Genomic DNA, 26,526 nt, shown 5'->3' with positions numbered 1-26,526 from the left:
GGCCTCAGCGCGTTTCGTGCAAGCTGTCCGGCTTGGCATCCGACGTGCGTCGCAAATTGAGGATGTGGCCGAGCGATACCAGCGCGACGCCGATGATCGTGAGGATCGCCTCCTCCATGCCATGCGGAGCCGCGAGCGCACCGCCCATGAAGGTCAGCCCCGTCATCGCCACGACGAAGGGCATCCGGCGCCGGTGGCGAACCGCGCCGATCCCGATCGCGACGCCTGCAATGATAGTGGCCGCGGCAAGGCCCCACCAGTGCAATTCGGGCGCAAGCAGCCAACTGCTCGCCACCCCGAGCGAGGAAATCAGCACGATCGTCAACAGGCAGTGGACCGCGCACAGCGCAGACAGGGCAATGCCCATCGCATCGAGTTTCATGCGGTTGGAGGTGTAGCGCTGCGCCATCACGGTTTCAGGTATGTGATGTTGTTTCATTTTACAAGTGCGGCGTGCCGGTTTCGTGCGATGCAGGATGCTCAACCCCCGTGCAGCTTTGCGCGCTTGCAAGTTTCGGCGGCAATACGCATTCATGCGCCATGGCCACCGCATTCTTCCGCCGAGGCGATCAAACCGCCAGCGATGCCGCACGTCCGGGCTGGCTCGCCTGGTGGCTGCTGATCGTGGCCGCGATGGTCGTGCTGATCGTCGCGGTCGGCGGGATTACGCGGCTGACCGAATCGGGCCTGTCGATCACCGAATGGAACGTCGCGTCTGGCATCCTTCCCCCGCTCAACGACGCGCAGTGGCATGCCGAATTCGCGAAATACCGCGCCACCCCCGAATACCGGCTCGAGGCGGGGCCCGCCGGAATGACGCTGGCCGATTTCAAGAACATCTTCTTCTGGGAGTGGTTTCATCGCCTGCTCGGGCGCGTGATCGGGCTCGCTTTCGCGCTGCCGCTCGCCTTCGCTTGGCTCAGCGGTTGGATCCCCAAGGGCTACAAGCCGCGCCTGCTCGCCTTGCTGGCACTCGGCGGACTGCAGGGCGTGTTCGGCTGGCTGATGGTGCGCTCGGGCCTCGGCGGCGACATGACCGATGTGAGCCATTTCTGGCTGTCGATCCACCTGTGCACCGCGCTTTTCACGCTGGCGGGGCTCGTGTGGACCGCGCTGGACCTGCACGCGCTCGACCGGAGCGGCGATACGCGCCCGGCATTGCTGCGACCGCTGGCGGCGATTGCCGCGGCAGTCCTGTTTGTCCAGATCCTGCTCGGCGCCTGGGTCGCGGGGCTCAATGCCGGCCTCGCTTCGGACACCTGGCCGCTGATGCAGGAGCGGTTCTTGCCCGAGGCCAACTGGGCGCAAGGGGCTTTCTACGCGCTGACGCATGATCCCTTTCTGCTGCATTTCATCCATCGCTGGTTCGCTTGGGCCGCCTTCGCGGTTCTGCTGTGGCTCGGCTGGCGCGCACTGCCGCGCGACGGCAATGCCGGGAAGGCGCTCATCTGTTTTGCCATTGCTCAGGTGCTGCTCGGCATCGTGACCGTCGTCACCGGAGTCTCGCTGTGGATCGCGGTCGCACACCAGGTGACCGGCGCGCTGCTGGTGGCCGCGACCGCCGCCTCGGCCCATGCGATCGGACGGCGTCCTGCCGGATCGGAAGCGTGAGCGCGCTCGTCTACACCGTATTTGCCAGCCGCGAGGATGCGCGTGCGGTTGCCGCCCACCTGCTCGACGAACGGCTGATCGCCTGTGCCAACGTGATCGGACAGGTCGAGGCGCTGTTCGAGTGGGACGGGGAGCGCGGTAGCGGCGAGGAGGTCGCGGTCCTGTTCAAGACCCATGCCGACAGACTCGATGCCGCTGTGGCGCGGCTCGAGGAACTGCACCCCTACGATACGCCCGCGATTCTCGGCTGGCCCACCCCCGTAAGCGGAAGCGCCACGCGCGACTGGCTTGCCGGGCTCGCGAGCTGAGTTCGCCGATGAAGCGGCGCAGCTTCCTGTTCGGACTGGGCGCGGTGACGCTGTTTCCCGCGCTGGCACAGGCGAACGGGGCGTTTACCGACCGCGCTTTCGAACTCGAGCGCGTACTCGTGCGGAGCCTTGCGGACGGACACGAGTTGCGCGTCACCCGGCGCTGGTCGATCGGCTTTTCCGCAGATGCCGATGGTCTCCTGCGGGTCGTGGGCAAGCAGGACTTCGCGCGCGTCGATGCTCCGGAGGCGCTGGCCGCGATCGCGCGGATGGAGGAGAACCGGAGCGAGACGGGCTTCCTCCCGCTGACGCTCGACCGGGAAGGCAGGATCATGAGCGATGGCACCGATGCAGCTGTGCCGCCCCTGCCCGAAGAGGCCATGACGCAAGCTCTCGCCTTCGCACGCTCGCGACAGGGCGAGGCAACCACGACCGATGCCTCGCGCCGTTTCGTCGCCGACCTGGCGAGCAGCGGCGACCATTGGCTGACGCGTCTCCCGCCCGACCTGTTCTTTCCGACACCGCGCGAGCGCAGCGCGAGCCGCCCGGTAACCCTGCCCGACGGGACCGAAGGTGTTGTCGAGATGACGGAAACAGTGCGCGCGAGAAGCGAAAGCGGCCTTCTCGAAAGCTTCGCCCGCACGGTCAGCACGAGCACGCAAAGCATCACCCGCAGGGGCCGGGATGACTGGACGCTTTCGCCTGCGGTATCATGATACCTCTTCGCAATCCCGCATGAATGCTTGACTTGAACGCCGCTGCCACGCATTAGCGCGCTCCACGCCCGGTCGAGCGAATCCGTGAATTCACGGCGCGTCGTCCGGCGAGACCCCGAATACCAAGGGAATTGATAGCCATGAAGGCGCTGAGCAAGGTGACCCGGTCGATCAAACCGGCCGAGGTCGAAAAGAACTGGTACGTGATCGATGCCGACGGCCTCGTCGTTGGCCGTCTCGCGGCGATTATCGCCAATCATCTGCGCGGCAAGCACAAGCCGATCTACACCCCGCATGTCGATTGCGGCGATCACGTGATCGTCCTCAACGCGGACAAGGTGAAGTTCACCGGCCGCAAGATGGGCAACAAGAAGTATTACAAGCACACCGGTTATGCCGGCGGCATCAAGGAAACGACGCCCGAGAAGATCCTCGAAGGCAAGTTCCCCGAGCGCGTGCTGGAAAAGGCGGTCGAGCGGATGGTTCCGCGCGGGCCCCTGGGTCGCCAGCAGATGAAGGCGCTGCACCTTTATGCCGGTACCGAGCATCCGCATGACGGCCAGAAGCCCGAGGTGCTCGACGTTGCTTCCATGAACCGCAAGAACAAGGCTCTCGCATAATGGCCGACGAAAAGAACAACCAGGAAGAGCCCAAGGCCGAGAGCGTTCGCGACCTCGCCGACCTGGGCGATATCGCGGGCGATGCGCCGACCGCCGATGCAGCCGTCGTCGCCGAAAGCACCGCGCCGCTGCGCGAGCAGGAGCTCGACCAGCATGGCCGTGCCTACGCCACCGGCCGCCGCAAGGATGCGACCGCGCGCGTCTGGCTCAAGCCGGGCAGCGGCAAGGTCACCATCAATGGCAAGGATCAGGAAATCTACTTCGCGCGTCCGACGCTGCGCCTGATCATCGACCAACCGTTCTCGATCACGGAGCGGCAGGGCCAGTACGACGTCATCGCAACCGTGCGCGGCGGCGGCCTCTCGGGCCAGGCCGGTGCGGTCAAGCACGGCATCAGCCAAGCGCTCAGCAAGTACGAGCCGAAGCTGCGCAGCACGATCAAGTCGGCCGGGTTCCTGACCCGCGACAGCCGCGTCGTGGAGCGTAAGAAGTACGGCCGTGCCAAGGCACGTCGTAGCTTCCAGTTCAGCAAGCGTTGATGGCTGCGTAGCATTACGCTACAACAGCTACGGATCACCAGGAGGGGCGGTACCGGAAGGTGCCGCCCTTTTTTGTTAGGCGGACTGCGACCTTGTGGCGGACGCCTGCACTTTCATATAAACATTCTCGATGATGAACGCCGGAGACCTGCCGCTGCTGGCAGCTGCCATCGCGGTCGCTGTCTTGATGACGTCAGCGGTATTTCTGATCCTACGAATGCTGAAAATCGGTCCGATCGCGCTGAGGCTTTCGAGCGCGCTGGCGTTTCCTGCGCTGCTTCTAGCCTTGACCCTCTACGTGGAGGTCTGGAATCCGGACCCGCATGGTTGGATGATGATCGTGTTGGGCTTTCTGGCTTTCGTGAACCTACCCTTCACGATCACAACCACTCTGATACTCGCAAGACGCTTTGCTTGAGAAGCGTGCGGCAGGTTGGGGCCGCCAATAAATTCCCGCCTAACTGACCGGCGGATCGGTGCGGGGGACGGCACCGACGGGCGCGACCGGTTCGCCTTCCTCGCGCGGCGGCTGCGCATCTTCGGGCACGTCGTCGATCTTCATCGCCTCGTCCTCGATATTCTCGAGCGTGCGGATATGGACCCGCAGGGTTTCGCCATCCCAGTGCAGTTCGTTGAAGCTCGGCGGCGTAGATCGCAGCCTCTGCGACAGCGTGCCTGCGCCGATCATGCGGACAGGGCCGTGCGGCGTATCCTCCATGATGTCGAAGGCATCGTGCACATGGCCCGACAGCACGCCGAGCACGTTGCGCTTCGCCAGTTCGTCCAGCGCCTTGGAGCCGCCGCGGGTCAGCGCGGTTCCCTGCGTGCCGACCTCGCGCAGCGGATGGTGCACGGTCACCAGCGCGCGCGTTCCCTTGGGCAGAGCATCGATCCGCGCGAGGCATTTTTCCAGCGCCTCGCCGGTAACCCAGCCCTTCGACCAGTTGAAGCGCGGCTGCATGCGCACCGCCGTCTTGAGCGGCACCAGCGCGATGCCCGGCAGGTCGATCTCGCGCTCGACCACCTCGCGGAGCCGCCCGAACCGCTTGTAGGGATCGAAGAACCGCTCGATCAGGTTGAAATAGGGCATGTCGTGATTGCCGACATCGAGCGTGACCGGCGCGTCGAGCGTACCGATCCATTGCTGCGCGGCCCGGAACTCGTGATGCCGTGCGCGCATGGTGAGATCGCCAGTGATCGCCAGCGCCGCCGGCTGCATCCGCGTCACCTCGGCCGAGAACCAGTCGATCGCTTCGTTGTTTTCGAGCCCGAAGTGAATGTCGCTGACATGGAAAAGCAGCGTCTCGGTCATGCGTCGTCCCCGGGATCGGTCGCGATCAGATCGACCGGGCAGGTTTCGAGCGTGACGGTCTCGCGCGCGTCGCCATGGGCAGGCTCGCCGTCGAGCAGCAGGTCGAGCGGCTCCTCCCCGGTGCTGGCGAGCACGACGCGGTCGAAGGGGCCATATGTCTCGTGCGGACCGTCGCGAAATTCCTGCCGCAGGAGGGCCCAAGTCTGGGCCACGAAATCCGCACCATTGCGCGCATGATAGGCGGCAATGTCCATCCCCTCCGCGTGCGGCACCAGCTCGAGGATGGGGTAGCCATCGCGGTCGCCCGCCTCGGGATCGGCGATCCGCACGGGCGGCTTGTTGGTCGTCCCGTCGAGCGCGGTGCCTGCGGCGGAAAGCATCGCACCCGCATCGCCATCGCGCATGGCCTCGCGAACGGCGTTCCAGCTCGTGCCCGGTCCGATCAGGAGGCCCGCCAGCGCGAGCCCCTTGGACGACCGCAGAATCTTGGGGCGCCGCCTGCTCGCCTGGCCGCGCGCGAAAGCCTGGACCACCGCATCGACTTCCGCATCGCCGTGAAGCCGCTTGGTCAGGAGGTTCTGGGTGCCGCCGGGCAGCGGGAGGATCGCGCCTTCCCACCCCTGCAACGCGGAAATCGCGGCATTGATCGTGCCATCTCCGCCGAGGACGAGGACCGTTTCGATCCCGCGCCTGGCGATTTCCTCCGGCTTCGGGAGGTCATCGGACGGGAACTCGGTATGCTCCGCGATGCACAGCTCGGCTCGTGCGCAGGTTTCGTGCAGCGTCGCGAGCAGCTCTTCGTGTACCGAGCCGCTGCCCGCATTCGTTATCAGCCAGATATCGCCTTTGTCTGTCATGGTAACCAAAGCCGCCGGAGCCGCCCGGGTTCCGTCAGCCCGCGCCGCCGGAGTGCGCCGCATGCCGATCTTCCGGCTGCTCGATCTCGTTGACCAGCAGCTTGTCGATCTTGCGGCCGTCCATGTCGACCACTTCGAACTGCCAGCCCTGATGGGTGAAGACTTCGCCCTCTTCGGGCAGATGCTTGAGGACGGAAAGCGCGAACCCGGCGGCGGTCGCGAATTCGCGGTCCTCTCCGTAATCGAGCTTCAGCCGGTCGCCGAGGTCTTCGGCCGAGAGGCTGCCCGAGACGAGCAGCGAACCGTCCGCGCGCTCAATCACCTCGGGTATGTCGCCTTGGTCCTTGTCGCTTTCGAACTGGCCGACGATCGCGGTCAGCAGGTCGATCGGAGTGACGATGCCGTCGAGATGGCCATATTCGTCGTGCACCATCGCCATTGCGACGTCGGCCTGCTGGAGCACGCGCAACGCATCCATCGCGTCGAGCTGGTCGGGCACCACCTCCACCCGCTTGACGAGGTCGGTGAGCTTGAAGGGCTTGCCCGATACCATCTCCGCGAGCACTTCGCGCACCTTGACCACACCGACGATCCTGTCGGGCGAGCCTTCGGCGACGGGCAGGAGCGAGTGCGGGCTCTCCGCGATCGTCGCTTCGATCTCCGCGCGATCGGCGTCGGTATCGATCCAGTCGAGCTCGGTCCGCGGCGTCATCACTTCGCGCACCGGGCGATCGGCCAGCCGCACCACGCCCTTAAGGATCGCGCTCTGCTCGGCTTCGAGAACGCCGCTGCGCGTCGCTTCGGCGAACAGCATCTGCAGTTCCTCGGCCGTCACGCTGTTCTGTCCGCCGGGACGCACGCCGAACAGGCGGACGATCGTCGCAGACGACGTGTCGAGCAGCCAGACGATGGGCGCGCCAAGCATTGCCAGCCATTTCATGGGGCGCGCCATGACCATCGAAATCTGTACGGCGGCGCGCAGGGCAAGCTGCTTGGGCACCAGTTCGCCCACGACCACGCTGAAATAGGTGGTCAGGCTGATCACCACCACGAAGGCAACCTCGCGCGAGATGTCTGCCGGAATACCGAGCGCGGCAAGTCGCTCGCCCACCGGTGCCTCGAGGCTCGCGCCCGAAAAGGCCCCCGTGAGAATCGCGATCAGCGTGATCCCGATCTGCACCGTCGACAGAAACTTGCCGGGATTGGATGCCAAATCCATCGCCGTAGCCGCCGCGCTGCTGCCCGCTTCGGCCTTGGCCTGCAGACGCGTCGTCTTGGCCGAGACGATCGCCAGCTCGGACATGGCAAAGACGCCGTTGAGCACGATGAGCCCGGCGATGATGAGCAGGTCTGTCCAGGGGAAAGGTGTCACGGCGAATGCTGCGCTAGCACAAAAGTGGCGCCGCGCCAGCCGTCATCGCCACCCGTCATTCGCCGGGACCCTGCAATTGCGGTCCGGGAACTCGCACAAGCGGGGCACGTTGGGGGGTACGGCGAGCGTAGGTGGAACGCGAGCCCCGAACCGTGCGCGAACCAATCGCGCCACGAAAACGAAAAGAGGGACAACCTACCATGAAGACCCCCCGTATCATTCTCTCCTCGGTTGCCGTTGCGGCCCTGGTGAGCACCTCCGCTTGCGTCACCGACCCCAATACCGGCGAAAAGACCTTCTCGCGCACCGCCGTCGGCGCTGCGGTAGGCGGCACGCTCGGCTACCTCCTGGGCGGCGTGATCGGCGGCGATGCCGCACGCATCATCGGCGCAGGCATCGGCGGCTCCGCAGGCGCGGTCATCGGCGACCAGTTCGACGACCAGATTCGCGAACTCGACGAACAGACCGCCGGCAGCGGCGTCGACGTCGAGGAAATCGGCGACCAGGAAGCGATCCTCGTCCGCCTTCCCGATGGCGTGACCTTTGCGACCAACTCGGCCAACATCAATTCGAACTTCCGCAGCACGCTGAGCACGGTGGCCGACAGCATGATCCGCTATCCGAACAGCCTGATCGACGTCTACGGCTTCACCGACACGACCGGCAGCCCGGGCTACAACCAGCAGCTGTCGGAGCAACGCGCGCAGGCGGTTGCCGACTATCTCGTCAGTCAGGGCGTTTCGCGCGCGCGCATCGCGACGCGTGGTTACGGCGAAGATCCGCAGTATCTGCGGGTGCGCACCGGCGACAATGTAAACGAGCCGCTCAACCGCCGCGTCGAGATCAAGATCGTCCCGATCAGCGAAGAGGACGTCAACGCCGCGCGCCGCTAAGCAGCGCAAGCGCTGAAATTGGAAGAGGGGTCGGCGCAGCGGTGCGTCGGCCCCTTTTTTCTTGCGCCCCAAGCCCTAGGCGGGGCCTTTCGCCTGACCCAGCTTCTCGCGCGCACGCGGCCCGAAATGTTCGACCGCCGCCTGATGGATCTTCGGCGCGCAAACCAGCAGGCCGAAGCTGCGCGGATCGCGCTTGTTGTATCCCAGCGGCTGGCCGAAAATATCGCTGACCGCCCCGCCGGCCTCGCGCGCGATCAGCGATGCGGCGGCAATATCCCACTCGTAACCCCAGCGCATCGTGGCGAGGAGGTCCGCTTCGCCTGCCGCGACCATGGCCGCGCGCAGCGCGATGCCGTTGGGCTGGTCTACCGAAACGAGCATGCCGTCGGCCTTCGACAGGTCGGCGGCAGGCACGCGTGCGCCCGAAAAATCGCTGCGGGCGGAGGCAGTCAGCGGCTTGCCGTTGCGCATCGCTCCCTTCCCCGCCGTCGCCTGCCAGCTTTCTCCGCGCGGCGGCGATTCGAGACACGCGATCAGCGAACGCCCTGAGGATACGAGCGCAACCGACACCGCCCAGCCCGTCCGGCCGCGCAGATAATCGCGCGTGCCGTCGATCGGATCGACCACCCAGACCAGACGGTCGGTCAGGCGATCCGCAGCGTCGGCGGTTTCTTCGGACAGCCAGCCGGCGCTCGGCAAAAGCGCGCCGAGTTCGCGCCGCAGGAAGGTGTCGACCTCGAGGTCGGCCTCGCAGACGGGGTCGCCCTTGGACTTCTCCCAACTGCGCACGGTATTCCCCGCTCCAGGCCAGGAGTTCATGGCGATCCGCCCGGCTTCGCGGACGATCGCATCGAGGCGTGCGTAATCGATCATGGTGGCGCGCGGCATGTGCGTCTGGAACGCGCCCTTTTCAAGCGCGCGCATCCATGCTTATGCGCGTCGCAAACCATTATTCCTCGCTTCCGAACGAATCCGAAAAGGACGAACCGCACCCATGAATATTCACGAGTATCAGGCCAAGGACCTCCTCAGCCAGCACGGGATCGCCATTCCGAAGGGCATCCCCGCCATGACCGTGGAAGAGGCGGTAGAAGGCGCGAAGCAGCTCCCCGGGCCGCTTTATGTCGTGAAGGCGCAGATTCATGCGGGCGGCCGCGGCAAGGGCAGCTTCAAGGAGCTGGGCCCCGATGCGAAGGGCGGCGTGCGCCTCGCCAAGTCGATCGAAGAGGTCGAAAGCCACGCCAAGGAAATGCTCGGCAACACGCTCGTCACCGTGCAGACGGGTGACGCGGGCAAGGAAGTGAACCGCCTCTACGTCACCGACGGGGTCGATATCGCGAAGGAATATTACCTCGCGCTGCTCGTCGATCGCGCCAGCGGCGAAGTCGCGATGGTTGCCTCGACCGAAGGCGGCATGGATATCGAGACCGTCGCGCACGAAACGCCCGAGCGGATCACCACCATCACCATCGACCCCGCACAGGGCTTCATGCCGCACCACGGTCGCGCCGTGGCTTTCGCGCTCAAGCTCGAAGGCGAGCTCAACAAGCAGGCGCAGAAGGTCGCCAAGCAGCTTTACGAGGCTTTCATGGCCTATGACTGCGCGATGCTGGAGATCAATCCGCTGGTCGAAACCGCCGACGGCAACCTGACCGTGCTCGACACGAAGATGAGCTTCGATTCGAACGCGATGTATCGCCACAAGGACGTCGAAGCGCTGCGCGACGTGACCGAGGAAGACGCTGCCGAGGTCGAAGCGAGCGAATACGACCTCGCCTACATCACGCTCGACGGCAATATCGGCTGCATGGTCAACGGCGCCGGCCTCGCCATGGCGACGATGGACATCATCAAGCTGAACGGTGCCTTCCCCGCCAACTTCCTCGACGTCGGCGGCGGCGCCAACAAGGAGAAGGTGACCGCGGCCTTCAAGCTGATCCTGAAGGATCCGGCGGTCGAAGGCATCCTCGTGAACATCTTCGGCGGCATCATGAAGTGCGACATCATTGCCGAAGGCATCGTCGCGGCCGCCAAGGAAGTGAACATCCAGGTTCCGCTGGTCGTCCGCCTCGAAGGCACGAATGTCGAAAAGGGCAAGGAAATCCTCGCCAATTCGGGCCTCGCGATCGTCCCTGCGGACGATCTGGGCGATGCCGCCCGTAAGATCGTGGCCGAGGTCAACAAGGCCAAGTAAGCTGTGAAACCGGCGGCGGGGCTAGAACATCCCGCCGCCGCCACCCCCGCCGCTGCCCAGCAGCACCTGGGTGACCAGGATGTAGAAGGCGACGCCGCTGCCGAGGAAGGCGACGAGCATCAGCAGCCCGTCGCGCACGGTCAGCGCAATACCGAACGCCGCGATCACCGCCATCGGCAGCGCCACCGCGAAGGGCACCAGTTCGAGCGGGGGCACTGCAAGGCACAGCAGCGCGATCACCCCAGCAGCAATCCGGGCCGCGGTCGGACCGGTGAACATCCTGAGCCGGCCGTGGAACAGCTTGTCCATCCACTTGCCGACCTTCTCCATATCCTCGGCCGCGTTGGCGAGCTTTTCGCCTTCGACCGAGCGGTTCTTGAGGATGCCGGGAAGCCACAGGGTTTCCTTGCCGAACACCAGTTGCACCGCGATCAGGAGGAGTGTGGCGGCAAGGATGGTGGGCACGACGGGGATACCGCCGACCGGAGAGACTCCAACGAGCGCGGGAACCAGCAGAACCGGTCCATAGGTGCGCGTGCCGAACGCGCTCACGATATCGCCGATAGACACCTGATCCTGGCCGTCACCGATCTCGGTGAGGCGGTCGAGGATCCCGCAGACGTTCTTGGGCGTATCGGCCATGAGACTGCAAGCATTCTGCCCCGCGATGGTTCCAGACCGCACTTTTGAGGTGATTCGCATGCGACTTCGCCGGGCCGGGTCGCGAGTGCGGCGCTAGCTTACGCTACGCCATTGCGCGCCCGCGCACACGCCCTTGACGGCGCTGTTTCCGGAACGCAACACCACCCCCAGCCATTGCCATGAACGAGACATTTTAAGCGGGCCGGCGGGCCGGCTGCGAAAGGGAAAAACGATGAAGATACTCGTCCCCGTCAAGCGGGTGATCGATTACAACGTCAAGCCGCGGGTAAAAGCCGACGGCTCCGGCGTCGACCTTGCCAACGTCAAGATGAGCATGAACCCGTTCGACGAGATCGCGGTCGAGGAAGCGATCCGGATCAAGGAAGCGGGCAACGCCGAAGAGATCGTCGCGGTCTCGATCGGCCCGGCAAAGGCGCAGGAAACGCTGCGGACCGCGCTTGCAATGGGCGCCGACCGCGCCATCCTCGTCGAAACCGATGATGATCTGGAGCCGCTTGCGGTGGCCAAGATTCTCAAGGCGATCGTGGACGACGAACAGCCGGGTCTCGTGCTGCTCGGCAAGCAGTCGATTTCCGACGACAGCAACCAGACGGGCCAGATGCTCGCCGCGCTGCTCGACCGGCCGCAGGGCACCTTCGCCAACACGATCACCCTCGAAGGCGACACGGTCACCGTGAAGCGCGAGATCGACGGCGGTCTCGAGACGGTCAAGCTGACGCTGCCCGCCATCGTCACCACCGACCTTCGCCTGAACGAGCCGCGCTATGCGTCGCTACCCAACATCATGAAGGCCAAGAAGAAGCCGCTCGACACCAAGACGCCGGGCGATTTCGGAGTCGATGTCGCGCCACGTCTCAAGACCCACAAGGTCGCCGAACCGCCGGTCCGCCAGGCGGGCGAGAAGGTCGAGGATGTCGATGCGCTGGTCACCAAGATCAAGGCGCTGGGCATCGCGTAATTCGACGCCGGGGATCGCGCGCCACTCGCGCGGCCCGGCCAGCAAGGAAAGACGAACATGAAAACTCTGGTTCTGGTTGAACACGACAACAGCGAGGTGGCCGACGCCACTCTCGCCACGGTGACCGCCGCATCGAAGCTCGGCGACGTCGACCTTCTCGTCGCGGGTGCGGACTGCAAGGGCGTGGCCGATGCCGCCGCCAAGATCGTCGGCGTCGGCACGGTCTACTGCGCCGATGACGCGGCCTACAAGGACATGCTGGCAGAAAACGTGGCCCCGCTGGTGGTCAAGCTGATGGACGGGCACGATGCGTTCGTGGCCCCCGCCACCACCACCGGCAAGAACATCGCCCCGCGCGTCGCCGCGCTGCTCGACGTGATGCAGGTGTCCGACATCCTGTCGGTCGAAGGCGACAAGACCTTCACCCGCCCGATCTATGCCGGCAACGCCATCGCGACGGTCGAAAGCACCGACGACAAGCTCGTGCTCACGGTCCGCGGTACGGCCTTCGACAAGGCCGAGCCCGAAGGCGGGAGCGGCACGGTGGAATCGGTCGATGCGGCCGAGGCTGCGGGCACGTCCGAATTCGTGAACCGCGAACTGGCCAAGAGCGACCGCCCCGAACTGACCAGCGCGAGCGTGGTCGTGTCGGGTGGTCGCGCGCTCAAGGACGCCGAGACCTTCGAGGAATTTATCACGCCGCTGGCCGACAAGCTGGGCGCCGCCATCGGCGCGAGCCGCGCGGCGGTCGATGCGGGCTATGTCCCCAACGACTACCAGGTCGGCCAGACCGGCAAAATCGTCGCTCCCGAAGCTTATTTCGCGATCGGTATCTCTGGCGCGATCCAGCATCTGGCCGGCATGAAGGACTCCAAGGTCATCGTCGCCATCAACAAGGACGAGGATGCACCGATCTTCCAGGTCGCGGACATCGGCCTGGTCGCGGACCTGTTCAAGGCCGTGCCCGAACTGACCGAGAAGCTTTGATCGCGCAATCAGTGACTTGATCCGGTAATGGAGCGCGGATAGCCTTACGTTCCATGATCGGGTCCTTCGCAAAATTCATAGCCGCCGCCGGGGTCCTTGCCTCGGCGGCGGCTTTTTCGTCTCCCTCGCGTGCCCAGGATGCCGAGGGGCCGGATATGTTCGAGCCCTCGTCCCACTGGAACCTCGAATATGCGGCGAGCAGTTGCCGCCTGGCACGGATCTTCGGCGAGGGGGACGACCGGATCGTGCTGGCGCTCGACCGATTCGGGCCGGGTGGCGGTTTCCAGATGATCGTCGCGGGCAAGGAAGTGCGCCGTCTGACGACCGGGGATTCCATTATAGAGGTCGAAACACGGTTCGGCCCCTACGAAGAGGCGATGGAAACGGACGCGTTCGCCGGCGACCTCGGAGAATTCAAGCCCGCGCTCATCATCGCGGGCACCGGCCTTGGACCGGATCCCGAGCAAGCCGACGATGAAGAGTACGCCTGGGACGACCCTGCGAACTATGATGTCGACCCGCTCGATGAAGAAAAGCTGATCGCCCGCGAGGCGAAAGCCGAATGGATATCGATCTCGCGCGGGCGGCGCATCGTCTACCTCGCGACAGGTCCGATGGGAGCTCCTCTGGCCGCGCTGCGCAAGTGTTCGGACGATCTGCTGGGCGACTGGGGCGTGGACCTCGAAGAACATCGGTCGCTGACCCGTCGCGCGATGCCGACGTCCGATCCGGCACGCTGGATCCTTTCGAGCGACTATCCGCGAGGCTTGCTGATCCAGGGCGCGCAAGGCATCGTTCGTTTCCGACTGACGGTGGACACTGATGGCAGCCCGCTGCAGTGCTCCATCCAGGGCTCGACCCGGCCCGAGGGGTTCGAGACGGCATCTTGCGACGCGCTCATGCGGCGTGCGGAATTTGCTCCGGCACTCGATGCCCAAGGCAATCCGGTAAAGAGCTATTATACCGGATCGGTCCGGTTCCAGTTGGCACGCTGAACGGTTCACCGAGACCCGGCGCTGAGGCGAGTCGCTCAAACCACCTGCACGATCGCGTGCAGCGTCACGCCCACCAGCCCGCCGACCAGCGTGCCGTTGATGCGGATGAACTGAAGGTCGCGGCCCACAGCGCTCTCGATCCGGTCGGTCACGGTGCCCGCGTCCCAGCGCTTCACGGTCTCAGACACCAAGGCGACGATCTGCTCGCCGTGGCGTGAGGTGAGCCCCACGGCAGTGCGGCGGGCGAAACGGTTGATCTGGGCCTGCAGCCTGGGATCTTCCTGCAAGGCGGCGCCGACTTCGCGCAGGCCATCGCGCAATTCGTCGCCGAGGGTGCTTTCCGGATCGCGCGCGCGCGCGATCATGGCCAGGCGGATACGCTCCCACACGCCCATCCACCAGTCGGCCAGCGCTGGGTTTTCGAGCACGTCCATCTTCACCGCCTCGACCTTGGCCTGCATCGCGGGATCGGTCTTGAGCTGCGCGGCGAGCTTTACGAGGCCGGCCTCGATCCGGTCGCGCATGGGATGGTCGGGATCGACCAGCACTTCGGCGAGCAGGCGGTAGACACCGTCAAGGACCGAGCTCGAGATTCGCTCGTCCAGTCCGGTCCAGCGCAGGACTGAATTGGTGCGCGAGCGGATGATTTCGCGCACCGCATCCTCGTTGTCTTCGAGCGTCAGGCCCGCCCAGCGGATGAAGCCATCGAGCAGCGGGCGATGGCGGCCGTCGGCGATCAGGTTCTCGATCAGGCTGCCCAGCAGCGGCGCCATCTCGACCTTGGCAAGCTGGCTCGCCAGCCCCGCGCGCACGCGCATGCCCAGCCGTTCGGGATCAAGCGATTCGAGCACTTCTGCGACAAGGTCCGCGCCGCCGCCCATCAGCCGGGTCCGCTCCTTGCCCTGGCGTTTGACGAGGAAATCCCCCGCACTCGCGGCAAGGTTCATCTTGCGCATACGCCGCGCGACGACCGTCGGGGTGAGAAAATTCTCGCGCAGGAATTGCGCCATCGTGTCCGCGATACGATCCTTCTTCCTCGGGATGATCGCCGTGTGCGGGATCGGCAGGCCCAGCGGGTGCCGGAACAGCGCGGTCACCGCGAACCAGTCCGCCAAGCCGCCGACCATCGCGGCCTCGGCAAAGGCGTTGAGGAAGCCCAGCCACGGCTCCTGCGCGGGATACGTCTCGATCAGCGCATGGCTGGCGGCGAACAGGGCCGCCATCAGGACCAGCATCAGCGTGGCGGTTCGGCGCATCGCCCGCGCGCGGTCCGCGGTTACGGGCGCGCCGGACGAGGCAAGGATCGGAGCGCGCGTCACTCGGCCGGTTCTGGCTCCGCCCCGCCAGCCCTGCGGTGCCGACCATCCCTTTCATCGCCGGGGCGATAGCTGAGCACGCGGTCGCGCAGCCACGGCCCGACGCGCTTCTCGAACCCGTCCGCCAGGCTGAAGCCCGCAGGGACGATCAGCAGGGTGAGGAGCGTCGAGACGACCAGCCCGCCGATCACCATCGTCCCCATCGGCGCGCGCCACGCGCCGTCGCCCGATCCGAGCACGCCCGAAAGCGCGGTCGGGATCATGCCGGCGGTCATGGCGAAGGTCGTCATCACAATCGGCTGCGCCCGCTTGTGGCCCGCATCGATGATCGCTTCCATCTTCTCGCGCCCGTCGGCCATGGCCTCGATCGCGAAGTCGATCAGCAGGATCGAGTTCTTGGAGACGATCCCCAGCAATAGCAGCACCCCGATATAGACCGGCATCGACTGCGGCTGGCCGACCAGCCAGACGAGGAAGATGCCGCCCAGCGGCGCGAGCGCGAGGCTGGTCATGTTGACCAGCGGGCTCATCAGCCGCTTGTAGAGCAGCACCAGCACCGCGAACACGAGCAGCACGCCCGAGATCACGGCGTACATCAGGCTGGTGACCAGTTCCTGCTGCCACTGCTCCTCGCCCACCGCATCGCGGGTGACGCCCTGCGGCAGGTCCTGCAGCGCGGGCAACGCATCGATCTGTTCGCGCGCGGTCCCGCTGACGACGCCTTCGGCGAGGTCGGCACCGACCAGGATCCGGCGGCTCTGGTTGTAGCGCTGGATCGCCGTGGGGCCCGAGCCGAAGCGGATGTCCGCCACCCGGCTCAAGGGCACGGTGCCGCCGCCCAGCGTGGGGACCGGCAGGTTCTCGATCGTCGTCAGGCTTTCGCGCGAAGTTTCGGGCAGCTTCACCCGGATCGGGATCTGCCGGTCCGAGAGCGAGAACTTCGCCGCGTTCTGTTCGATCTCGCCCAGCGTCGCGATGCGGATCGTCTGGCTGAGCGAGGCGGTCGATACGCCAAGGTCGGCAGCAATATCGGGCCGCGGCTCGATAATCAGTTCGGGCCGGCTGAGATCGGCATCGATGCGCGGGGCGACGAGCGTGTCGAGCCCCTTCATCTGCTCGACCAGTTGCGAAGCGGTATCCTGCAGCAATTCGGGGTCCGACCCGGCCAGCATCACCGTGATGTCGCGACCGCTGCCGCCACCGCCGCCGCCCTGCGACTGGAAGCGGACTCGCGCGTCGGGAATCTTGGCAAGCTCGGGAGCCAGCTGCCGCTCGAACTGGAAGGACGTGCGTTCGCGATCGGGCGAGAGCGTGACGTAAAGCGTGGCGTTGCCCATCCGCACGCGCTCCAGCGCGCGCTCGACCTCGGGCTGTTCGTAAAGCATCGCCGCCACACGATCGGCGACCTGCTCGGTATCCTCCAGAGTGGTCCCGGGGACCATTTCGATCTGCACCTGGCTGTTGTCACTGTCGGTAAGCGGCTGGAACTGCGTAGGCACGCTCATGAACAGCTGGACGGTCAGCAACAGCGCGAAATAGCCGATCATCAGCATCCAGACGCGGTGATCGTAGAAGCGCGCCTCGAGATAGCGCCATACATCGCGCATGCGCCGCCCGAAGAGGGCCGCACCCATGCCCAGCAGCTTGAGCACGATCCATCCAGCCGCGAACGCGAGGATACCGGCCACGACCATCTGCACGATGGCCACGATGCGATTGTAGAACGTGCCCGCGATGGATTCCGGCGACGACGCCACCGCGCTGCCCGCCGCATCGGCCAGGCCGAGCCCCGCGAGCATCCCGTTTGCGGTGAAGAACACGAAGCCGGTCGCCCCGATCAGCAGCAAGACCGTCATCAGCAGCATCGGCAGGTAGACGAAGCGCTTTTTCGGCGGCTCGATCCCGTCGCGGCGGCGGCGCATCTTGCCGCGTTCGAGCGACCAGTGGAGGATGCGCATGTAGCGGTCCATCATCGGGCCTTCGCCATGTTCGGCGTGCCCCTTGGCCTCGAGGAAGTAGGCCGCCAGCATCGGAGTAATCAGGCGGGCGACCGCCAGCGACATCAGCACCGCGATCACGACGGTGATGCCGAAGTTCTTGAAGAACTGCCCCGAGATGCCAGGCATCAGGCCGACCGGCAGGAACACCGCGACGATGCAGAAGCTGGTTGCGACCACCGGCAGGCCGATCTCGTCCGCCGCGTCGATCGATGCCTGATAGGCGTTCTTGCCCATTCGCATGTGTCTGACGATGTTCTCGATCTCGACGATCGCGTCGTCGACCAGCACGCCTGCCACCAGCGCGAGTGCCAGCAGGGACAGCGAGTTCAGGTTGAACCCGAGCAGGTCCATGAACCAGAAGGTCGGGATCGCGGAGAGCGGAATGGCGACCGAGGAAATGAAGGTCGCGCGCCAGTCGCGAAGGAAGAAGAACACGACGACCACCGCGAGCAGCGCGCCCTCGATCATCATCGCCATCGAGCTTTCGTACTGCTCCTCGGTATATTTCACCGAGTCGGTCAGCTGGATGAAGCGCACGCCGGGATTCTCGGCCTCGATTTCGGCGATCTCTTCGAGCGCGCCCTCGAAGGTCGAGACGTCCGATGCGCCCTTGGCGCGCGACATCGCGAAGTTGACGACCTCCTTGTCGCGGACCTTGCTGATCGAGGTCTGCTCGGAATAGCCGTCGCGCACGGTCGCCACGTCCGCCAGCTTGATCGTGCGCCCGTCGCCCAGCTGGATCTGCTGCTGCGAGAGGGCATAGGCATCCTGGCTGTTGCCGAGCACGCGGACCGACTGGCGCGTGCCGCCGACTTCGGCTGCGCCGCCCGCCGCGTTCAGGTTGTTCTGACGCAGTACCTGGTTGAGCTGGCTGGCGGTCACGCCGTAGGACTGGATGCGCTGCGGATCGAGGATCACTTCGATCTCGCGGTCCACCCCGGCGAAGCGATTGACCTCGGCCATGCCCTCGACGCCGAGCAGCCGCTTGGCCACGACGTCGTCGATGAACCAGCTCAGTTGCTCCAGCGTCATGTCGTCGGCTTCGACGGCATAAATACCGAGGAAGCCGCCGGAAATCTCCTCTTTCGACACGCGCGGCTCGAGGATGCCGTCGGGCAGCGACCCGCGGATGGTGTCGATCGCATTGGTCACTTCGGACACCGCATCGTCGGGATCGGTGCCGATCTCGAATTCGATGAAGGTGCTCGAACTGCCTTCCGACGCGGTCGAATTGATCGTCTTCACGCCATTGATCGATCGCACGGCGGACTCGACCAGCTGGGTGATCTGGTTCTCGATTTCGGTCGGCGCGGCACCCGGCTGCGAGATTGAGACGTTAACCGCGGGAAATTCCACTTCCGGGTTGTTGACCACGTCCATCGTGCGAAAGCTGAGCAGGCCAGCGAACAGCAGCGCGGTGAACAGGACCAGCGGGATGACCGGGTTTCGGATCGACCATGCGGAGATATTGCGGAAATCCATGGTCGCTTACTCGTCCTGCATCACGGGGTTCACGCGTTCGCCGGGGTTGAGGAACCCGCCCGCGCGCACGACGATGCGTTCATTGCCCGAAAGACCGCTCTGGATCGCGATACCACCGCCCGTCACCATACCGGTCTCGACCGGGCGGCGCTGCACCGTGTTGTCGGCATCGACGATATAGACATAGCTGCCGTCGTCATCCGCAAGGACCGCGCTTTCCGGCAATAGCGGGGCGACAGTGGTACCGCTGCGAATGGTCGCGGTCGCGAAGCCTCCCGGGCGCAGTCCCGGTGCGTAGGACAGCGCGATGCGCGCAACTCCCTGGCGGCTCTGTTCGTCGACTGTCGGTTCGATCTGCCAGATCTGCCCCGTGTAGGTCTGCGACGAGCCGACCGGCGACACGTCCGCCTCGACGCCGACGCCCAGCCGCTGCAGTTCGCTCTCACCGACCTGCGCGCGCAGCTCCATCTGGCCGCCCTGCGCGATGACGAAGACGGACGGCGTTCCCGCGCCAACGGTCTGGCCCGCTTCTATATTGCGTTCGAGGACCAGCCCCGAAGCGGGAGCGACGATGTTCAGCCGCGCGCTGCGCTCGCGCAATTCGCCGAGCTGCGCCTGTGCCACGTTTACCCGCGCGCGCGCGGCATCGCGCGTCGCGGTCAGCCGGTCCACCTCGGCACTGGAAATGAACCCGCGCTCGACCAGCTGCAATGCGCGGTCGAGATTGTTCTGCGCCAGCTCCGCATCCGCCCGGGCGACCTGCACCTGAGCCGCCTGGGCGCGCGCCTGCTCGTTCTGGACCGAGCGATCGATCGAGGCGAGAACCTGGCCCGCTTCGACCCACTGGCCCTGCTCCACATTGACGGAGACCACCCGGCCCCCTTCGCCGACGACGCCCACCGGCAGCGCGCGGCGCGCGCCGATCGTGCCGGTCGCGGTGATCGTGCCCTCGATCGTTCCGCTGCCCGGCTGCATCACCGTGATCTGCGCGGCCTGTTCGTTTCCGCCTGCTGTCTCGGGTGCCGCGTTGGTCGAGCTGAGGAAAAACCATCCCGCAACCAAGGCGGCGACGATCACCGCCGCGATGCCGACGTAGATCAAGGTGCGCGAACGACCGGCCGGTTCGTCGATCGTGGTCGTGGAGTAAGTCTGGGTCACACTCGTTCCATCGTCTTTTTCGCCCAGCGGGGTTTGGTAATTCATCAGCGCGGGGTCCGTTTGCATTGGTGTGTCAGCCTCGCCCGACCGTCATGCCCGGGGGGTCCATTCATCCACGCTCGCCTTAGGCCGACCGTACCCGGCAGGCAATCGGCTGCTCTACCAACGGCAAAGCAAGCCTGACGAAAAGGGGACTGCCGCCGATGCCAGGCCCCAGCCACGAAAAAGGGCGGCGCAGCCCGCAGCTGCACCGCCCTTCTCGCTAGAAAGTTCTGGTTCCGGTTAGCGAACCCGGCCGCGCTGGACCAGATTGGCGATCGCCAGCAGGATTACCGCGCCGAGAATAGCGACGATGAACCCGGTCAGGCTGAATTCGCCGATCGGACCGCCGACGCCGAAGAAGGTGTTGCCGACCCAGTTACCGATAAGCGAACCGATCAGGCCGACAATAATATTCCAGAAGATGCCCATCGACGCGTCACGGCCCATGATCATGCTGGCAATCCAGCCCGCGACGCCACCGATGATAATCGCGATAATCCAACTCAGCATGTCCCAACTCCTGTTATTGTTGCATTCGTTTCAACTACGGCTTTGCAACGGAGTCGGGGGACAGCAGGTTCCCGGCGCGCGACGAATTGCCTCGCCGGCCGAAGCCCCGACCGGCGTCAGTACTTGAGCTGGCGCTCGTACAGATCGCGGTAGTGCTGGATGCGCGTGACCCGCAGGCCCTGCATGCCCGAGCGGTCGACAGCACGCTGCCACGAGGCAAATTCCTCGAGCGTCAGGCCATAGCGTTCGAGAACCTCGTCGATCGTGAGGAGACCGCCATTTACTGCGGCGACCACTTCCGCCTTGCGGCGAATCACCCAGCGCTTGGTCTTCGGGCTCGGAAGGTCTTCCAGCGTCAGCGGCTCGCCGAGCGGGCCGATCACTTGGTCGGGTTTGATTTTCTGGTTCTCGATCATCGTTTCTCTCGGTCGCGCGAGGGGGAGTCGTCTGCGCTGCGAATATCGGTATCCCCCGGCGCTTTGCGGCTCGCTAAAGAGCTAAGGTTAATGCCGCGTTCGTCTTTTCCGTCGGCAGCCACGTCTGCGCCGTCATCGGTGCTGTCGAAGGATGGGCCAGCGCCGGACAGCAGGCCCTCGTCGCCCTTCCGCAGGTCGCGCGACAGGCCGATCGCAGCCGAAAGCTCCGCCCAACGCACCCTTCGCAGACTGTCCTTGCCGCGCGTTTCGTCTTGCGCTGCAATGGGTTCCATTCCTTCGAACATATATCTGCCCTACCCTGCCGATGGTCAATATTGGGTAAAGGCGCGGTTGGTGGAGCCACGCACTTTGCTTGTTTCGCGTCGTTCGCAGGCTATATGCGGGGGCAAGCAATCATGGCCGATCCTACCCTCCTTTCCAGCGCCCAGGCGGCGACGGACCTGTTCGACCTGCCGCGTCCGGCCTCCGAGTGCCGGATCGTCGTTGCGATGTCGGGCGGGGTCGACAGCTCGGTGGTGGCCGCGCTCGCCGCGGCGACCGGTGCGGACGTGGTCGGCATGACGCTGCAGCTATACGATTACGGCGCCGCCACGGGGCGCAAGGGCGCGTGCTGCGCGGGCGACGACATCGCCGATGCACGCGCCGTCGCCGACCGGCTGGGCATTGCGCATTACGTCCTCGATCACGAAAGCGCCTTTCGCGAATCCGTGGTCGAGCAGTTCGCCGACGATTACCTCGCGGGCCGCACTCCCGTGCCTTGCATTCGCTGCAACATGGGGCCCAAGTTCACCGATTTGCTCGCGATGGCCCGAGAGCTCGATGCCGATTGCCTCGCTACCGGCCATTACGTGAAGCGGGTGATGGGCGCCGGCGGGGCCGAATTGCATCGCGCCGAAGACGCTAGCCGTGACCAGTCTTATTTTCTCTTCGCAACGACGCAGGATCAGCTCGATTTTCTGCGCTTCCCGCTGGGCGGGATGCCGAAGACGCTGGTGCGCGAGCTGGCCGAAGGCGCATCCCTGCGCAATGCGGGCAAGCCCGACAGCCAGGACATCTGTTTCGTGCCCGACGGCAATTACGCCAAGATCGTCACGGGTCTGCGCCCGGAAGGCGCGACGCCAGGCAGGATCGTCCATGCCCAGACCGGCGTGCCCCTGGGCGAGCACCAGGGCGTGATCCATTTCACGGTCGGCCAGCGCCGCGGGCTCGAGATCGGCGGCCAGCCGGAGCCGCTCTATGTGGTCGAACTCGATGCCGATGCGGCGGAGGTACGGGTGGGGCCCAAAGCCATGCTCGCGACCGCCAGCGCGCAACTGATCGAAACCAACCGCATCGGCCCGCTGCCCGACATGCCGCTATCTGCGAAAGTCCGCTCGCTCGCCAAGGCCATCCCGGTCCGCGTGGAAGGCTCGCTGGGCGATGGCGCGCCCGTCACCTTGCGGTTCGATCAGCCCGAATTCGGCGTGGCGCCGGGGCAGGCCGCCGTGATCTATGCGGGCGAACGCGTGGTCGGCGGCGGCTGGATCAACGAGACAACCTCGGCCGTATAAGATACCCGGCGCGGCCTCAGCCGTCCCATTCCTCGAGCACGCAGCCGTAGCCTTCACGAAATGTCGCGGTCTGGCTGGCGACGAGCGGGAAGGTCGCGGTGACGCTCCTGGTCGCCGGATCGTCCGAGAGGCGGACGAGCTCCATTCCCGCCACCTTGTCTTTCGCGCAATCGCCGATCGACCGCCCGCCGATATAGCGACAGGAACAGCCGACCCGGGCGGCATATGACGCCCCGGTCATGGCATAGCCGTTGATCGTGGTGCGATTGGCGTACCAAGCGACCGCGAGCACGGTGACGAGCCCCAGCGCGATGACGAGCAGGATGCGCGGCCACAGGCGCTTTTTGCCGCGGTCGCGGATATTGGTTTCGGTCGTTGCCAAGCGGGCTTCTCTCGTGCGATTTGCTTCGCCCATGTTGTCGCCCCGCGCATTGCTGCTTGCAACCCCCCTGCCCCTCGTTTTGTCGCTTGCCGCGTGCGGTGGAGGGGCGGAGCCCGATCCGGGCCCGACCGAGGCCGAACTGGCCGCCGTCGAGGAAAACCCCGGCGTCGGTCGGCAGAGACTGGCGATGGAGTTCGGCGACCTGTTCGAGGAAGAACAGGGGCTAGGCGATACCCGCGCCGCGCTGGTCATGCACGCAGGCGAGATTGTCGCCGAGCGCTACGGCGAAGGCTACGATGCGGACACGCGCTTCATCAGCTGGTCGATGGCGAAAACCGTCACCGCCGTGATGATCGGGATGCTGGTCGCCGATGGCGCGTTGGAGCTCGACGCGCCCGCGCCCATCGCCAGCTGGCAACGCCCGGGGGACGCGCGTGCCGACATCACGCTTCGCCACCTGCTGCAGATGCGCTCGGGCCTCGATCATACCGAAGGCGGCGAAGTGCCCTACGAATCAAGTGAGGTGCGAATGCTCTTCCTCGACCAGCGCGACGACATGGCGACCTTTGCGGAGCAGCAGCCGCTCGAAGCCGAGCCGGGCGAAACGTTCGAATATTCGAGCAACACGACCGTGATCCTCGCCGATATCGCCGCCAATGCGCTGACGGGCGGCAGCGACGATCCCGAGGAACGGCGGATTGCGGTCGACACCTATCTCAAGACGCGTCTGTTTGGGCCGCTGGGTATGGATTCGATGGTGCCCGAATATGATGCGGCAGGCACGCTGATCGGCGGCAGCGCCATCCATGCAACGGCGCGCGACTGGGCGCGGTTCGGGGAGTTCCTGCGCAACCGCGGAAGCTATCGCGGCACCCAGCTGGTCCCACGCAAGTGGATCGAGTTCATGCTCGAGCCGAGCCCGCCCGCGCCTTTCTATGGCGGGCAGACCTGGCTCAATACACAGGCAGGCGATCCACAGAACCAGCTCTATCCGATCGACAGCCCGGAAGGAATTTTCGCGGCAATCGGCCATATGGGGCAGTATATCGTCGTCTCGCCGCAGCAGCGCCTGACGATCGTGCGCCTCGGCCATTCGGATGCGGACCAGCGGCGCGCGCTCCTGCGCCAGATCAACGACGTGGTCGAACTCTACCCGTCCCCATAAGTGCTATTCGGGCAGGTTGAACCTGCCTTCCACCACGGTGACGCACGGCCCGCCGAGCCACACGCGCTCCCCATCCATACGGCAGTGGAGCATGCCGCCTCGTTTCGATGCCTGGAAAGCGCTCAAGGTGTCGCGTCCGAGCCGCTTGGTCCAGAAAGGGGCAAGCGCCGCATGCGCGGAACCGGTAACGCTGTCTTCCGGCACGCCCCATGCAGGCACGAAAACCCGGCTGACGATATCGGTCTCGGTACCTGGGGCGGTGCAGATCACCATCCGGTCGATCTTCGCCAGAGCCTGCATATCCGGGTGGAGCGCACGGACCGCGGCTTCGTCTTCCAGCAGCACGATCGTTGTCTGCTCGGCCCCGCTGACCGATTCGAACAGCGGCGCCTTCACGTGCAGCGCGTTCAGGAGCGAGGGAAGTTCGGCTTCTTCGACCGTCGTGATCGGGAGCGCCAGCTCATAACCCTCGTCCATCCGCCGCACCTCGAGGCCGCCGGCCTTGCGCGTGCGGAAAGTGACCGAATCGCCGGAGTGGTAGCCATTGGCCTTGTCGAGAAGGACGTGGCCCGCCGCCAGGGTCGCATGACCGCACAGCGCGACCTCGCTGGTCGGCGTGAACCAGCGCAGGTCCCAGTCGGCATTGCCGCTCGTATCGCGGACGAGGAAGGCGGTCTCGGCGAAATTGTTCTCTTCGGCGATGGCCTGCAGCGTGGCATCGGGAAGCCAGCCTGTGAGCGGCATGACCGCCGCCTGGTTGCCCCCGAAGGGGCGGTTGGCAAAGGCATCGACATGCCAGTAGGGCAGCGCGCTCACGTTGCCGGTCCGCTCGTATCGGGTCCGTTTCTATCTTGGGGCACCGGTCTCTCTCCAAATCGGCTGAACTGGTCTTCCTCGACCAGTCTGTTGCTCGGCTCGTCCACATGCCCCGAAGGATCGACGTGGATCAGCACCTCGGCATCGGGAAACTCGGCCAGAAGGTCCTGTTCCACCCGTTCGAGGATGTCGTGTGCCCTGCTAACGGTGTAATCGCCCGGAAGGTCCACGTGGAATTGCACGAAGTCGATTCCGCCGCTGGTACGAGTGCGCAGGTCGTGCAGCTTGGAGAGTTCGGGATGGCGCGCGGCCACCGCGACGAAGCGGGCGCGCTTCTCTTCGGACCATTCGCGGTCCATCAGGTGGTCGATAGCCTCGGCCCCTGCCCGCCAGGCCCCCCACAGCAGCCAGGCAGCGATCGCCAGACCGAAAATAGGGTCGGCGCCCGTCAGTCCTGCATAGGTCTCGAGAACCAGCGCGACGATCACTGCCAGATTGAGCAGCAGGTCGGACTGGTAATGAACATGGTCGGCCTGGATCGCCACCGACCGCGTGCGCGCAATCACGTAGCGCTGGTAGGCGAGCAGTGCGAAGGTCGCGACAATCGCGACCACGCTGACCGCGATACCTTCCTCCGCCGCGGCGACCGATCTGCCCGCGATCAGCACGCGGGCCGACTGCATCGCGATCCCGGCTGCCGACAGCGCTATCAGCATGACCTGGAAGATCGCGGCGAGAGACTCGGCCTTGCCGTGGCCGAAGCGGTGGGTCCGATCGGCCGGACGCGCCGCTATGATAACTCCCGCGAAGGTGGCCAGGCTGGCCACGAGGTCGAGCGCACTGTCGGCGAGGCTGCCGAGCATCGCCATCGAGTTGGACTGCCACACCGCCCACAGTTTGAGCGCGACGAGGAACAGCGCGGTCGTGATCGAGGCGATGGCCGCCCCGCGCCCCAGATGGGCCGTACCGCTCATGGATAAAGCAGCGAACTGGTCCATCCTGCGCCCGGACCTTCCCCGTCGCGGACGAACAGGCGCCGGTCGTGCAGGCGATTCTCGCGATCGAGCCAGAATTCGATCCGCTGGGCATCGAGCGTGAAGCCGGTCCAGTGCGCGGGCCGCTCTACCTCTCCGCCAGCGAAGCGTTGCTCGGCCGCTTCATAGCGCTCGACGAAGAGCGCGCGATCGTCGAGCGGGCGTGACTGGGCCGAGGCGACCGCCCCTAGTTGCGACGCGCGCGAACGCGAATGGAAATAGGCATCTGCCGTCGCGTCCGACACTTGGCGCAGCGGGCCCTCGATACGGATCTGGCGGCGCAGGCTCTTCCAGTGGAACAGCAGCGCGGCGTGCATGTTCGCGCGGATCTCCTCGCCCTTGCGGCTCTGCGCGTTGGTATAGAAGGTGAAGCCGCCATCCCGGTGATCCTTCAGCAGCACCATCCGCACCGACGGCCGCCCCTCGGGAGTCGCGGTGGCCAGCGCCATCGCGTTGGAATCGTTCGGCTCGCTCTCGCGCGCCTCCAGCATCCATTCCTCGAACAGGCCGAGGGGATCGGTCGTCGGCAGTGCGCTCGCGTCGGCAGTGGGCTGGTCTGGCTTCATCTCCCGATGCTCTAGCCCTGCCGGGGGTGGCGAGCAATCAGAG

29 protein-coding genes are annotated in these 26,526 nt (G+C 65.5%); 13 read left to right on the top strand and 16 right to left on the bottom strand.

Translation table 11 applies throughout. The features are described 5' to 3' along the window. Nucleotides 1-4 precede the first annotated feature (4 nt). Nucleotides 5-439, bottom strand: coding sequence for a MerC domain-containing protein (locus DL238_RS03650; protein WP_234030944.1), 435 nt, complete (start codon nt 437-439; stop codon nt 5-7). Nucleotides 440-540: 101 nt separating this feature from the next. On the opposite strand from DL238_RS03650, the gene DL238_RS03645 reads away from it, so the two are divergent. From DL238_RS03645 to DL238_RS03620, 6 genes are all read left to right on the top strand, one after another. Beyond that, nucleotides 541-1,611 (top strand): COX15/CtaA family protein, encoded by a 1,071-nt coding sequence (locus tag DL238_RS03645; RefSeq protein ID WP_115491015.1) that lies wholly within the window; start codon nt 541-543, stop codon nt 1,609-1,611. Then, on the top strand, nt 1,608-1,919 hold the full coding sequence (cutA, locus tag DL238_RS03640; protein WP_115491014.1) for a divalent-cation tolerance protein CutA: 312 nt from the start codon (nt 1,608-1,610) through the stop codon (nt 1,917-1,919). The genes DL238_RS03645 and cutA overlap by 4 nt, the downstream gene beginning before the upstream one ends. A gap of 8 nt (nt 1,920-1,927) precedes the next feature. Further along, nucleotides 1,928-2,635 (top strand): hypothetical protein, encoded by a 708-nt coding sequence (locus DL238_RS03635; protein WP_115491013.1) that lies wholly within the window; start codon nt 1,928-1,930, stop codon nt 2,633-2,635. A 140-nt stretch (nt 2,636-2,775) separates the two neighbouring features. Then, on the top strand, nt 2,776-3,255 hold the full coding sequence (rplM, locus tag DL238_RS03630; RefSeq protein ID WP_115491012.1) for a 50S ribosomal protein L13: 480 nt from the start codon (nt 2,776-2,778) through the stop codon (nt 3,253-3,255). Further along, complete coding sequence (gene rpsI / locus DL238_RS03625) at nt 3,255-3,794, top strand: 30S ribosomal protein S9 (RefSeq protein WP_115491011.1); 540 nt, start codon at nt 3,255-3,257, stop codon at nt 3,792-3,794. Before rplM ends, rpsI begins: the two co-directional genes overlap by 1 nt. A 130-nt stretch (nt 3,795-3,924) precedes the next feature. Next, a complete protein-coding gene (locus tag DL238_RS03620) occupies nt 3,925-4,212 on the top strand; it encodes a hypothetical protein (RefSeq protein ID WP_115491010.1) in 288 nt (95 codons plus the stop codon). 39 nt (nt 4,213-4,251) lie between these two features. Here DL238_RS03620 and DL238_RS03615 read toward each other — a convergent pair whose 3' ends face one another. The 3 genes from DL238_RS03615 to DL238_RS03605 are packed head-to-tail and all read right to left on the bottom strand — an operon-like array spanning nt 4,252 to nt 7,335. Beyond that, nucleotides 4,252-5,106, bottom strand: a complete 855-nt coding sequence (locus tag DL238_RS03615; RefSeq protein WP_115491009.1) for a metallophosphoesterase family protein — start codon at nt 5,104-5,106, stop codon at nt 4,252-4,254. After that, on the bottom strand, nt 5,103-5,963 hold the full coding sequence (locus DL238_RS03610; protein ID WP_115491008.1) for a diacylglycerol/lipid kinase family protein: 861 nt from the start codon (nt 5,961-5,963) through the stop codon (nt 5,103-5,105). The genes DL238_RS03615 and DL238_RS03610 overlap by 4 nt, the downstream gene beginning before the upstream one ends. Before the next feature lie 34 nt (nt 5,964-5,997). Further along, complete coding sequence (locus DL238_RS03605) at nt 5,998-7,335, bottom strand: hemolysin family protein (RefSeq protein WP_115491007.1); 1,338 nt, start codon at nt 7,333-7,335, stop codon at nt 5,998-6,000. A 200-nt stretch (nt 7,336-7,535) separates the two neighbouring features. On the opposite strand from DL238_RS03605, the gene DL238_RS03600 reads away from it, so the two are divergent. After that, nucleotides 7,536-8,228 (top strand): OmpA family protein, encoded by a 693-nt coding sequence (locus DL238_RS03600; RefSeq protein WP_115491006.1) that lies wholly within the window; start codon nt 7,536-7,538, stop codon nt 8,226-8,228. A 75-nt stretch (nt 8,229-8,303) separates the two neighbouring features. On the opposite strand, the gene DL238_RS03595 is transcribed toward DL238_RS03600, so the two are convergent. Then, nucleotides 8,304-9,101, bottom strand: coding sequence for a 3'(2'),5'-bisphosphate nucleotidase CysQ (locus tag DL238_RS03595; protein ID WP_115492750.1), 798 nt, complete (start codon nt 9,099-9,101; stop codon nt 8,304-8,306). A 121-nt stretch (nt 9,102-9,222) separates the two neighbouring features. On the opposite strand from DL238_RS03595, the gene sucC reads away from it, so the two are divergent. Beyond that, the gene (gene sucC / locus DL238_RS03590) at nt 9,223-10,422 is read left to right on the top strand and encodes an ADP-forming succinate--CoA ligase subunit beta (protein WP_115491005.1); all 1,200 of its coding nucleotides are present in this window, start codon (nt 9,223-9,225) and stop codon (nt 10,420-10,422) included. Between the two features lie 21 nt (nt 10,423-10,443). Here sucC and DL238_RS03585 read toward each other — a convergent pair whose 3' ends face one another. Further along, nucleotides 10,444-11,064 (bottom strand): exopolysaccharide biosynthesis protein, encoded by a 621-nt coding sequence (locus tag DL238_RS03585; protein WP_115491004.1) that lies wholly within the window; start codon nt 11,062-11,064, stop codon nt 10,444-10,446. A 232-nt stretch (nt 11,065-11,296) separates the two neighbouring features. On the opposite strand from DL238_RS03585, the gene DL238_RS03580 reads away from it, so the two are divergent. The 3 genes from DL238_RS03580 to DL238_RS03570 all read left to right on the top strand — a co-directional run bounded on the left by DL238_RS03580 (nt 11,297) and on the right by DL238_RS03570 (nt 14,025). Then, on the top strand, nt 11,297-12,043 hold the full coding sequence (locus DL238_RS03580; RefSeq protein WP_115491003.1) for an electron transfer flavoprotein subunit beta/FixA family protein: 747 nt from the start codon (nt 11,297-11,299) through the stop codon (nt 12,041-12,043). Between the two features lie 57 nt (nt 12,044-12,100). Continuing rightward, nucleotides 12,101-13,030 (top strand): electron transfer flavoprotein subunit alpha/FixB family protein, encoded by a 930-nt coding sequence (locus tag DL238_RS03575; RefSeq protein ID WP_115491002.1) that lies wholly within the window; start codon nt 12,101-12,103, stop codon nt 13,028-13,030. A gap of 155 nt (nt 13,031-13,185) precedes the next feature. Beyond that, a complete protein-coding gene (locus tag DL238_RS03570) occupies nt 13,186-14,025 on the top strand; it encodes an energy transducer TonB (RefSeq protein WP_181883808.1) in 840 nt (279 codons plus the stop codon). A 35-nt stretch (nt 14,026-14,060) separates the two neighbouring features. On the opposite strand, the gene DL238_RS03565 is transcribed toward DL238_RS03570, so the two are convergent. From DL238_RS03565 to DL238_RS03540, 6 genes are all read right to left on the bottom strand, one after another. After that, nucleotides 14,061-15,281, bottom strand: coding sequence for a DUF445 domain-containing protein (locus DL238_RS03565; protein WP_115492749.1), 1,221 nt, complete (start codon nt 15,279-15,281; stop codon nt 14,061-14,063). A gap of 59 nt (nt 15,282-15,340) precedes the next feature. After that, nucleotides 15,341-18,823, bottom strand: a complete 3,483-nt coding sequence (locus DL238_RS03560; protein WP_115491000.1) for an efflux RND transporter permease subunit — start codon at nt 18,821-18,823, stop codon at nt 15,341-15,343. A gap of 6 nt (nt 18,824-18,829) precedes the next feature. Beyond that, nucleotides 18,830-20,026 carry an efflux RND transporter periplasmic adaptor subunit gene (locus DL238_RS03555; protein WP_115492748.1) on the bottom strand — a complete coding sequence of 399 codons (1,197 nt, stop codon included), beginning with the start codon at nt 20,024-20,026 and terminating at the stop codon, nt 18,830-18,832. Nucleotides 20,027-20,263: 237 nt separating this feature from the next. Continuing rightward, the gene (locus DL238_RS03550) at nt 20,264-20,533 is read right to left on the bottom strand and encodes a GlsB/YeaQ/YmgE family stress response membrane protein (RefSeq protein ID WP_115490999.1); all 270 of its coding nucleotides are present in this window, start codon (nt 20,531-20,533) and stop codon (nt 20,264-20,266) included. A 116-nt stretch (nt 20,534-20,649) separates the two neighbouring features. Beyond that, nucleotides 20,650-20,949: a CtrA inhibitor SciP gene (gene sciP, locus DL238_RS03545; RefSeq protein ID WP_115490998.1), complete on the bottom strand. Its 300-nt coding sequence runs from the start codon at nt 20,947-20,949 to the stop codon at nt 20,650-20,652. Beyond that, nucleotides 20,946-21,254: a hypothetical protein gene (locus DL238_RS03540; protein WP_147290984.1), complete on the bottom strand. Its 309-nt coding sequence runs from the start codon at nt 21,252-21,254 to the stop codon at nt 20,946-20,948. Before DL238_RS03540 ends, sciP begins: the two co-directional genes overlap by 4 nt. 111 nt (nt 21,255-21,365) lie before the next feature. Here DL238_RS03540 and mnmA point away from each other — a divergent pair, with 111 nt between their 5' ends. After that, entirely contained in the window at nt 21,366-22,520 is a 1,155-nt protein-coding gene (gene mnmA, locus DL238_RS03535; RefSeq protein ID WP_115490996.1) for a tRNA 2-thiouridine(34) synthase MnmA, read from the top strand. A 16-nt stretch (nt 22,521-22,536) separates the two neighbouring features. Here the strand turns inward: mnmA and DL238_RS03530 are convergent, their stop codons facing one another. Beyond that, nucleotides 22,537-22,902, bottom strand: a complete 366-nt coding sequence (locus DL238_RS03530; protein ID WP_115492747.1) for a hypothetical protein — start codon at nt 22,900-22,902, stop codon at nt 22,537-22,539. Nucleotides 22,903-22,933: 31 nt separating this feature from the next. Between DL238_RS03530 and DL238_RS03525 the strand changes: the two genes are divergently transcribed. Continuing rightward, on the top strand, nt 22,934-24,067 hold the full coding sequence (locus DL238_RS03525; protein ID WP_115490995.1) for a serine hydrolase domain-containing protein: 1,134 nt from the start codon (nt 22,934-22,936) through the stop codon (nt 24,065-24,067). A 3-nt stretch (nt 24,068-24,070) separates the two neighbouring features. Here DL238_RS03525 and DL238_RS03520 read toward each other — a convergent pair whose 3' ends face one another. Genes DL238_RS03520 through pdxH form a run of 3 tightly spaced genes read right to left on the bottom strand, consistent with a single transcriptional unit; the run spans nt 24,071 to nt 26,483 of the window. Further along, complete coding sequence (locus DL238_RS03520; RefSeq protein WP_115490994.1) at nt 24,071-24,883, bottom strand: PhzF family phenazine biosynthesis protein; 813 nt, start codon at nt 24,881-24,883, stop codon at nt 24,071-24,073. Continuing rightward, entirely contained in the window at nt 24,880-25,857 is a 978-nt protein-coding gene (locus DL238_RS03515) for a cation diffusion facilitator family transporter (RefSeq protein ID WP_115490993.1), read from the bottom strand. Before DL238_RS03515 ends, DL238_RS03520 begins: the two co-directional genes overlap by 4 nt. Beyond that, nucleotides 25,854-26,483 carry a pyridoxamine 5'-phosphate oxidase gene (gene pdxH / locus DL238_RS03510; RefSeq protein WP_115490992.1) on the bottom strand — a complete coding sequence of 210 codons (630 nt, stop codon included), beginning with the start codon at nt 26,481-26,483 and terminating at the stop codon, nt 25,854-25,856. Before pdxH ends, DL238_RS03515 begins: the two co-directional genes overlap by 4 nt. Nucleotides 26,484-26,526: the final 43 nt, after the last annotated feature.

Source organism: Alteriqipengyuania lutimaris (assembly GCF_003363135.1).
Classification (GTDB): domain Bacteria; phylum Pseudomonadota; class Alphaproteobacteria; order Sphingomonadales; family Sphingomonadaceae; genus Alteriqipengyuania; species Alteriqipengyuania lutimaris.
This window is presented reverse-complemented; position numbering and strand designations above follow the sequence as displayed.

Coding starts and splice junctions, on each gene's coding strand:
- DL238_RS03650 (WP_234030944.1), bottom strand. CDS start 439: ATGAAACAACATCACATACCTGAAACCGTGATGGCGCAGCGCTACACC.
- DL238_RS03645 (WP_115491015.1), top strand. CDS start 541: ATGGCCACCGCATTCTTCCGCCGAGGCGATCAAACCGCCAGCGATGCC.
- DL238_RS03635 (WP_115491013.1), top strand. CDS start 1,928: ATGAAGCGGCGCAGCTTCCTGTTCGGACTGGGCGCGGTGACGCTGTTT.
- rplM (WP_115491012.1), top strand. CDS start 2,776: ATGAAGGCGCTGAGCAAGGTGACCCGGTCGATCAAACCGGCCGAGGTC.
- rpsI (WP_115491011.1), top strand. CDS start 3,255: ATGGCCGACGAAAAGAACAACCAGGAAGAGCCCAAGGCCGAGAGCGTT.
- DL238_RS03620 (WP_115491010.1), top strand. CDS start 3,925: ATGATGAACGCCGGAGACCTGCCGCTGCTGGCAGCTGCCATCGCGGTC.
- DL238_RS03615 (WP_115491009.1), bottom strand. CDS start 5,106: ATGACCGAGACGCTGCTTTTCCATGTCAGCGACATTCACTTCGGGCTC.
- DL238_RS03610 (WP_115491008.1), bottom strand. CDS start 5,963: ATGACAGACAAAGGCGATATCTGGCTGATAACGAATGCGGGCAGCGGC.
- DL238_RS03600 (WP_115491006.1), top strand. CDS start 7,536: ATGAAGACCCCCCGTATCATTCTCTCCTCGGTTGCCGTTGCGGCCCTG.
- DL238_RS03595 (WP_115492750.1), bottom strand. CDS start 9,101: ATGATCGATTACGCACGCCTCGATGCGATCGTCCGCGAAGCCGGGCGG.
- sucC (WP_115491005.1), top strand. CDS start 9,223: ATGAATATTCACGAGTATCAGGCCAAGGACCTCCTCAGCCAGCACGGG.
- DL238_RS03585 (WP_115491004.1), bottom strand. CDS start 11,064: ATGGCCGATACGCCCAAGAACGTCTGCGGGATCCTCGACCGCCTCACC.
- DL238_RS03580 (WP_115491003.1), top strand. CDS start 11,297: ATGAAGATACTCGTCCCCGTCAAGCGGGTGATCGATTACAACGTCAAG.
- DL238_RS03575 (WP_115491002.1), top strand. CDS start 12,101: ATGAAAACTCTGGTTCTGGTTGAACACGACAACAGCGAGGTGGCCGAC.
- DL238_RS03570 (WP_181883808.1), top strand. CDS start 13,186: ATGTTCGAGCCCTCGTCCCACTGGAACCTCGAATATGCGGCGAGCAGT.
- DL238_RS03565 (WP_115492749.1), bottom strand. CDS start 15,281: ATGCGCCGAACCGCCACGCTGATGCTGGTCCTGATGGCGGCCCTGTTC.
- DL238_RS03560 (WP_115491000.1), bottom strand. CDS start 18,823: ATGGATTTCCGCAATATCTCCGCATGGTCGATCCGAAACCCGGTCATC.
- DL238_RS03555 (WP_115492748.1), bottom strand. CDS start 20,026: ATGAATTACCAAACCCCGCTGGGCGAAAAAGACGATGGAACGAGTGTG.
- DL238_RS03550 (WP_115490999.1), bottom strand. CDS start 20,533: ATGCTGAGTTGGATTATCGCGATTATCATCGGTGGCGTCGCGGGCTGG.
- sciP (WP_115490998.1), bottom strand. CDS start 20,949: ATGATCGAGAACCAGAAAATCAAACCCGACCAAGTGATCGGCCCGCTC.
- DL238_RS03540 (WP_147290984.1), bottom strand. CDS start 21,254: ATGTTCGAAGGAATGGAACCCATTGCAGCGCAAGACGAAACGCGCGGC.
- mnmA (WP_115490996.1), top strand. CDS start 21,366: ATGGCCGATCCTACCCTCCTTTCCAGCGCCCAGGCGGCGACGGACCTG.
- DL238_RS03525 (WP_115490995.1), top strand. CDS start 22,934: ATGTTGTCGCCCCGCGCATTGCTGCTTGCAACCCCCCTGCCCCTCGTT.
- DL238_RS03515 (WP_115490993.1), bottom strand. CDS start 25,857: ATGAGCGGTACGGCCCATCTGGGGCGCGGGGCGGCCATCGCCTCGATC.
- pdxH (WP_115490992.1), bottom strand. CDS start 26,483: ATGAAGCCAGACCAGCCCACTGCCGACGCGAGCGCACTGCCGACGACC.